Source organism: Occallatibacter sp. (assembly GCF_035317045.1).
GTDB lineage: Bacteria > Acidobacteriota > Terriglobia > Terriglobales > Acidobacteriaceae > Telmatobacter.
Genome location: NZ_DATHHT010000009.1, coordinates 1 through 7,866, shown reverse-complemented (window position 1 = coordinate 7,866; position 7,866 = coordinate 1). Strand labels below are relative to the sequence as shown.

The following is a 7,866-nucleotide window of genomic DNA, read 5'->3' as shown; positions in this document are numbered from 1 at the left end:
TGTGGCTCGCAACAGCACTTCCTGTAACTTCATCGCCCGCTCCGCTGCGGTCCTCGGATAGATCTCCATGCTCTCGCGCATGGCTCCATCCTCGCCGCCCGAAAAGCGGACATATCACTTGCTAAAAACACCGGACATATTATGTGCTAACGACAACCGCCCACTCGTCAGTAACACATCGGTCAACAGCGAGTCCGCGGTGAGCGGGGCCCCTTCTACCCATGAGAGAACGAACGACTATTGGCCGGTGTCGGGGAGTTTGTAGGGTTTGGAGAGCCACTGGCGGGCTTCATTGACGGCGCCCTGGGTGTTGTCGTTGGTCTGGACGGCAAGACGGTATTCGTTGACGGCTCGGTCGCGCTGGCCGGTGATGTCGAAGATTTTGCCGAGAGCGATATGGCTCCAGACTTCGGTCCAGCGAGGTTCGCCGTCGCCTCGGAGGGCGTCGCGATACGAATTCACGGCGGCCTGGAAGTTGCGCTGGGTGAAGAGCACTTCGCCGATGCGATAGCTGGCCAGCGAGCTTTGGGGATTGGCCTGGAGAGCCTTCTGATATTCGGCGAGGGCGCCAACGAGATCGTTCTGCGCGACAAGCTGCTGGCCCTTGAGGATGGCAATGCGCACCTGGAGGTCAGGTGAGGACTTGAGCACCCAGTCGCCGGGATCGACAACGATGTGGCGCGGGCGCCCGAAGGTGTCGACAACATATTGGGAGTCGGTGCCGACGACGTCGACTTTCTGGTCCACCGTCTTGCCATCGGTATCAACGCGCAGATCGACGGGCATGCGGAAGAGGTCGAGGTCCTGGTTGATCTGGCCAATCGTGCGGAATCCCTTGTTATTGCCCAGGCGGTAGACGGCGTATTTGTTGGTGAAGGTGGGCGCGCCGGTGCCGTCGATCCACTGCGAGAAGAAGGGAAGGAGTTGCTCCTGACTCTGGGCTTCGGCGACCTTCTCGAAATCCGAAGCGCGAATGGATTTGTCGGTGTACTGGCTGAGCGCGCCTTTGAGCGTGGCGAGGAAGGCCTTGTCGCCAATCTCTCCGCGCAGCATGTGGAAGATCATGGCTCCCTTTTCGAGGGACATGGACTGGAATTCCGGCGAGAAGGGATTGAGGCGCGCGGAACTGGACAGGGGAATGGTGTCGTAGGCGAGCGCGCCGGCGGAGACGTCTTCCAGCGCGGTCTTGAGGGCGCTTTTGCCGTTTTCGTCTTCGATAAACATCAACTCGCCATAACGCGACATGCCGTTGGTGATCCACGCGTCGCTGAGGGTGCGGGGGCTGACTTCGGAGCCCCACCACTGGTGGGCGATGGTGTTGGCGAGGAGGCGGATGCCGGACTTGTCGCCGACGCGGGAGCCCATGATGGCGGCCAATTCAGGCGCCCAGACGGCGGGTAGGGTGTCGTCGGGGATTTCAACAACGTTGAGATGGGAGGATTCAAGCGCGCCGAATCTGTCGGTGAAGAAATCGAATTCGCGAGTAGCGGTTTGCGCGAGCTGGTTTGCCGAGGCCTGGTGGGCGACGGTGAGATAGACCTTGACGTTGCCGCTGCCGACGGAGATGGGGCCAACGAATCGACCGGCGATGATTGTTCCGGGGAAGCCGGGCTTATTCCAGTTGAAGTCGTATTGGTCGCCGGGTTTTCCGCCGGCGAGCGTGACGGAATGGGCAGAACCCTGAGCGCCGCTGGAGAAGACCTTCATGCCCTGCGGGACACGGAAGTGGATCTCTGCGGTGAACCGGTCGGTCATGTAGCCGGAGGTGGGGAACCAGCGCGCGGGGTAGAGAAGGTAGGTGATGGGCTCCTGGATAGCGGCGAGCTTCAGACCTTCGATGGGTCCGTCTTCACTGCCGGTGATGGTGCCGTCGTATTCAAATGTCCAGTGAGCGGCCTGGCTGGGGGCGAACGCGGTTGCCGGAGTGACGCGGATGGTGCCGTCGGCCGAGCGCTCGCCGGTGAGGACTTTTCCGGAGTCGTCGGTGATCTTGTTGATCTTCAGCGCGGGATGAAATCCGAAGCTGACCATCTCTGAGTTTTCAGGCGCCGTGAACGTGACGGTCGCCTTGGCGGCGAGATGGTGCGTAGCGGGGTCGATCTCGGCGTCAATGACGTATCCAGTGACTTCGAGCGTGGGACGTTCGGGCCGTTGCGCGGCGAGGGGGTGGGACGTGAAAAAGCCGACGCCAAGAATCAAGAGCGCCGCCCAAGGGCCAAATCCGCGGGTCGCCAACGACCTGCGGACAAACGATTTCAGATTCAGCATTTCCAGTGTTAGACGCATTTTCTTCCTAATCGCGACGAAGCTTTGTATTGTCATTTCTCCGCAGCCTGCAACCTCAGGATTGTACGGATTCGGAGACGGGTAAGGCATTGCCGATCTGCCTGATTGTGATGCCTGCGACACGACTTATGGCGGTTTCGACCTCGTCCCCCAACCCGGACTCGCCGGGGGTGAGAAGGCCTCGAAAACGGGCCAGCTCCTTCATCATGGACTGGCGAAGTGGCCCGTCGGGTAGCAGGGGCTCGATTTGGCGGACGATATTGGCGGCGGTGAAGTCGGCCTGGATGAGCTCGGGGACGACCATTTTGCCGGCAATGAGGTTGGCCATGGCGACGTAGGGGACTTTGACTACGCGGCGGGCGATTTCATAGGTGAGGGGCGAAACCCGATAGACAACGACGAAGGGGTTTCCGATAAGCGCGGCTTCGACGGTGGCGGTTCCGCTGGCAACGACGGAGGCGCGGGCATGCAGAAGGGAGGCGCGCGCGTCATCGACTAGCTGGACGGGGAGGCCCTCACCGTGGTGCTTGACCAGGCCCGCAAGCATCTTGCGCTGGGATGCGTTGAGAGTCGGAGCGAGGGGGATGATGAATTCGAATTCTTTGCGCGGGCTGGTGGCGCGGGGTCCGCGGAGGGTGAGAATGCGGGCAGCAGAGAGCATCTGGGGCAGGTTGTCGCCGATCTCCTTGGCGCGGCTGCCGGGCAACAGCGCGATCCACGAGCGCGAGGAGTTGAGCGAGCTTTCACGGGCAAAGCGCTCACGGGTGATGGAGGGCAGAGGCAGGTCGGCGAGCGGGTGACCGACGAATTCGGCGGAGACGCCGTGTTCGCGATAGAAGGCCTGTTCGAAGGGGAAGATCACAAGCATTTTGTCGACGAACTTCTGCACAAGCTTGATACGTTTCTTCTTCCACGCCCAGATTTGAGGGCTGACGAAAAAAATGACGGGAACGCCCAGGCGGCGGAACTCCTGTGCGAGCTTGAAGTGAATGTCGGGGAAGTCGATGAGGACAGCAATAACGGGAGGGTGGGTGCGGATCGCGCTCTTGAGTTTCTGATATTCGCGGTAGATGCGCGGCAGGTGCTGGATGACTTCGGTGATGCCCATAACGGCCATGTCTTCAGAGCGAACGATCTGGCGAAGTCCCGCCCTGACCATGCGCGCCCCACCCATCCCGACGAAGCGAGCGTGGCGGCCCTCTACGGCGAGCTGGCCGCGCAACTCTTCCACCAGCATGGCGCCGTAGAGCTCGCCGCTGGCTTCGCCGGCGGAGATGAAGATGGTGGGCTCGGACATCCGTGCGCCTCGTCCCGCGCTGGAAACATGATAAAGGGTTGGGGATGCAGAGAATTTGGATGGGTTGACGAAAGAGCGGCGGACGGGGAGGCAAAGCCGGATTGTGGGGTGGAGAATTTTGGAGCAGGAAAAGGTTCGAATGCGCTGGGTTGCCGAGGGCAAGTGACGCGTGAACAGATACGGGTAGTTATGGGGCCGGGTGTGCCGAGGCCGCGGCTCTTGCAAGCTCGCCGATAGTCGCCAAAGAACTATGCGAGCGACGTTTCATTTTCCGCGACAACGAATGGGGTACTGTCTTTGAGGCGAAGAATCAAGGCCTGCATATCCATGTAGTTTGTTCCCTCCTTGATCTGGCTGCCACTTACGGTCAGGAAGGATGAGCCTTCGAGAGTCTCCTGCTTCATGGTCGGCGCGAAGCCGAGATGTTCGCCGAGATGGGTCATGGTCGCAGTCCAGGCGACTGCGACTCTGTCGCCCTCCGAAACAATCTCACGCACCGTGATCCGTAGATCGGGGAAGGCTCCAAGGAATATGCGGTGAATGCTTTTGAAGTTCTCGGGCCCGACCAGAACAGAGTTCGGTTCGGGGAATCCGTAGGCCTTGCCTCCCGGAGCGAACATCTCATCGATTGCTTCTTCGCTCTGCTGGTTCCATACTTCCTCAAACCAGCGCCGGACCAATTTTTTGTTCTCTTCAGACATGCAGACCTCCAAATGAGACGGGTCGTAGAGAGCGCTAAGCATAGCAATAGACTGGAGCGAGAACAAGGGAAATTCCGATGCGGGCCAGCTGATTTGTGCGCGTGCGACAGGCGACATTTGGTAGACTCTGCCAGACCCGGATGGGATCCCCAGTCAATTCATGAAAGCCCCGCGGGCATGGAGGTTGTATGCAAGAGCGAAATCAGGCCCAGGCTCCTCTGAATCCGGGCATTGTTTTTGACATGGTGCAGGCGGTTCAGAAGACGGCAGCACTGAAGGCTGCGATCGATCTGGATATTTTCAGGTCGGTCGGACAGGGGCCGGGCGACGTCGCTTCGATTGCACGTCACGCGAAGGCCTCGGAGCGCGGTATTCGCATTCTTTGTGATTTTCTGGTGATCAACGGTTTGCTGGCGAAGGAAGCGAACTGCTACAAGCACACGCCGAACAGCGCTGCATTTCTCGATCCTGTGTCGCCGGCGTGCATGGCATCGGTGGCGCACTTTATGAGCCGGCCGGAACTGATTTCTGGACTTACGGGGCTTGCTGATGTGGTGCGCGCAGGGCGAACGCACCTTCCGGGCGAGGGAAGTGTCGAGCCGGAGAATCCTCTGTGGGTGGAGTTTGCGGAGAACATGGCGCCGATGATGGGTCCGATGGCGGGGCCGCTGGGCGCGGTGGTGCTGGAGGGACACGAAGGGCCGATGCATGTGCTGGATATTGCGGCCGGACATGGACTTTTCGGGATTGAAATTGCGAAGCAGAACAAGCAGGCGCAGGTGACAGGGCTGGACTGGGCACCGGTTCTGCGCGTGGCGTTGCGCAATGCGGAGAAGGCAGGCGTACAGGATCGATACAACATGCTGCCGGGAAGCGCGTTCGACGTGGAGTTTGGCGGACCGTACGATGCAGTGCTGCTCACGAACTTTCTGCATCACTTTGACAAACCGACGTGCGTGGGCCTGTTGAAGAAGGTGCATTCTTCACTGAAGCCGGGCGGGAGAGCGGCAACGCTCGAATTTGTGCCGAACGAAGATCGGGTATCACCGCCGATGCCGGCTGGGTTTGCGATGACGATGCTCACCACCACGACGGCGGGCGATGCGTACCCGTTCAGCGAACTGCACTCGATGTATGAGGAAGCGGGATTCAAGGGCACGAAGGCGCACCCGATCCCGATGAGTCCGCACACGATTGTGATGGGGGACGCCTGAGCTCAGTGAAAGCGAAATCCGAGAGTGTTTTGAAAGCGCAACTTAAGGGTTGCGCTTTCTCAGTCTCCGGTGTAGAGGCGTGAAACGAGATCGCGGACGATGGGGTAGCACTCGCACGCGGTTTTCTCAAGGCCCTGCTGATCGATGACTTGTATGTGTCCCCGGGTGTATTTAATGAGGCCGCTGCGCTGTAGCGTTCCGGCGGCGAGGGTGACGCTGGTACGCCGGGCGCCCAGCATTTCTGCGAGAAACTCCTGAGTCAGCACAAAATTATTGGATTCAAGGCGGTCCCGGACCATCAGCAACCAGCGGGCGAGGCGTTCTTCGATCTCGTGGAGGCCATGGCAGGCTGCCAGTTGGCTAAGAATGAAGCCCTGGCTTTGCACACACTCCAGAATGCGTTGAGAAAGCGATCCGGGTACGAGAAAGAGCTGCTGCAATTCAGCGAAAGGCATGCGCAGGGCGGTCCCTTCACTTTGAATGAAGGCCGTCGTGGGGGCCGAGGCGGGTCCAAGAAGGTGAATCCCCTCAACGAGGCCTTCACGGCCAATCACGCCGACTTCGGCGCCGATGCCGTCGGACATGAAGGTGACAACGGAGGCAATGCCGGAGGTCATGAAGTGCGCAAACGGGGGAATCTGGCCGGGGTTGGAGAGAACTGTCCCGACGGGCAAGTCGACTGGCTGGAGGCGGGCGAGCAGAGACGACTTCAGCTCAGGCGGAAGGGCATTGATGATCAAATTTGATAGTTCGGCGGCCATTGGGGAAATCCTTTGCGACAGTCGCAAGGGATTCCGCCCGATTGGCGGGAAGAGTTGCGCTCTGAATAGACGAGATCTATCGCTTCCTACGGACGACTATATGCCCGATACCGAACGGAAGAATGTTCAATACCGCACATAAGTGCAGAATTTATGAGATTTAGCCAGCCTTGGCGCTGAGAGGAATGGAGATACGAAATGCGGTTCCATTTCGAAAAGGTCGCGTTGTGGTGCGGCTGCGAATGCGGCCGTGATGCTTCTCGACGATGGATTTGGAGATGGAGAGGCCCAGGCCTGTGCCGTGCTCCTTTTTGGTAGTGAAGAAGGGGTCGAAGATTCTGGGCATGATGGGCGCGGGGATGCCGGGCCCGTTGTCGGCAACTGTGACGTGGGCTTCGTTGGCGCCGCGCCGGACGCTCACGGCAAGAGTGCCATTTTCGGGCAGGGCGTCGAGGGCGTTGGAGATGAGATTGGAGAACACCTGAAGCATGTCGCCGGCATGAACTTCGGCGGTGACGTCGGTCCTGAGGCGCTTGCGCAGAGTGATGTGCTTGGCGGAGATGCTCCTTTGATACACGCGCAGTGCGGCCTCGGCCAGGGTGGAGATGGTGGTGGATTCGCGGGTTTCGGGCGAGCGATAGAAGCTGAGCGTTTGCCGGGAGAGCTTGGTGAGGGTGCCGAGCTGTTCCTCGAGCATGGCGCTGAACATGCGAACCTGGGAGGGGTTATCTGCTTCCTGTTGAACGAGATAGTTGAGATTATGGACGGCTTCGAGAGGCCCGTTTATCTCGTGCATGACCATGGCTGCAAACTGACCAGCCACGACGAGTTCCTGATTTTTGCGAACGATATCTTCGATCTCTTGCCGCTGAATGCAATCGTTGTCGGCTGGCCGATTCATGGGTCACCTCTTGGAACACTGGGAGGATGCCATTCGATTGGGGCACCGAATACATGGAGGGAAGCGCCTCCGCAGGCCAGCACATTAGCTTCGGCACGGAGGGTTTTATGCGCATGGGACAAAACCCTCTATGTCCGATATCAGACATATTGATGCGGGGTTATTGGGAAAGGTGGTCCGCTTACAAAAGAGGGTCGCGGGATCATCTGATGCGTTGTCGGGGTTACGGACGGCGAGTGCGCGCCGCTGCCGCGAGTTCTTTCAGCAGCGGGTAGGTCTGGTTCCAGTCGATGCAGGCGTCGGTGATGCTTTGGCCGTAGACGAGAGGCTGGCCGGGAACGAGTTTTTGCGCTCCGGAGACGAGATTGCTCTCGATCATGACGCCGATGATGTTGTGGTTTCCGGCGGCGACCTGGGCGGCGAGGTCGTGGCAGACGATGGGCTGGCGAAGGTGGTCCTTATTACTGTTGGCGTGGCTGCAGTCGATCATGATGCGGGGCTGGAGGCCAGCTGCTTCCATTGCTTTGGAGGTTTGCGCGACGGATTCGGCGGTATAGTTCACCATTTTGCGGCCGCCGCGGAGGATGATGTGGGTCTCGCGGTTGCCGGTGGTGACGAAGATGGCGGATTGGCCGTACTTGGTATGGCCGAGGAAGGTGTGCGAGTTCGACGCGGAGAGGATGGCGTCAATGGCAATCTGGATGTC

General features: G+C 59.6%; 7 protein-coding genes. 1 reads left to right on the top strand and 6 read right to left on the bottom strand.

Annotated features, from left to right (window positions below; translation table 11 throughout):
- Nucleotides 1-237 precede the first annotated feature (237 nt).
- The 3 genes from VK574_RS03350 to VK574_RS03340 form a co-directional block, all read right to left on the bottom strand.
- Nucleotides 238-2,286: a M1 family aminopeptidase gene (locus tag VK574_RS03350; RefSeq protein WP_472798392.1), complete on the bottom strand. Its 2,049-nt coding sequence runs from the start codon at nt 2,284-2,286 to the stop codon at nt 238-240.
- Between the two features lie 55 nt (nt 2,287-2,341).
- Nucleotides 2,342-3,583, bottom strand: coding sequence for a lipid-A-disaccharide synthase (gene lpxB / locus VK574_RS03345; protein ID WP_472798391.1), 1,242 nt, complete (start codon nt 3,581-3,583; stop codon nt 2,342-2,344).
- Between the two features lie 248 nt (nt 3,584-3,831).
- Complete coding sequence (locus VK574_RS03340; RefSeq protein ID WP_472798390.1) at nt 3,832-4,284, bottom strand: ester cyclase; 453 nt, start codon at nt 4,282-4,284, stop codon at nt 3,832-3,834.
- A 188-nt stretch (nt 4,285-4,472) separates the two neighbouring features.
- Between VK574_RS03340 and VK574_RS03335 the strand changes: the two genes are divergently transcribed.
- Entirely contained in the window at nt 4,473-5,498 is a 1,026-nt protein-coding gene (locus VK574_RS03335; RefSeq protein ID WP_472798389.1) for a class I SAM-dependent methyltransferase, read from the top strand.
- 59 nt (nt 5,499-5,557) lie between these two features.
- On the opposite strand, the gene VK574_RS03330 is transcribed toward VK574_RS03335, so the two are convergent.
- From VK574_RS03330 to VK574_RS03320, 3 genes are all read right to left on the bottom strand, one after another.
- On the bottom strand, nt 5,558-6,259 hold the full coding sequence (locus VK574_RS03330) for a Crp/Fnr family transcriptional regulator (protein ID WP_472798388.1): 702 nt from the start codon (nt 6,257-6,259) through the stop codon (nt 5,558-5,560).
- Between the two features lie 160 nt (nt 6,260-6,419).
- Nucleotides 6,420-7,160 (bottom strand): sensor histidine kinase, encoded by a 741-nt coding sequence (locus VK574_RS03325; protein WP_472798387.1) that lies wholly within the window; start codon nt 7,158-7,160, stop codon nt 6,420-6,422.
- Nucleotides 7,161-7,383: 223 nt separating this feature from the next.
- On the bottom strand, nt 7,384-7,866 hold a 483-nt coding region (locus tag VK574_RS03320; RefSeq protein WP_472798386.1), incomplete at its 5' end, for a 3-deoxy-7-phosphoheptulonate synthase.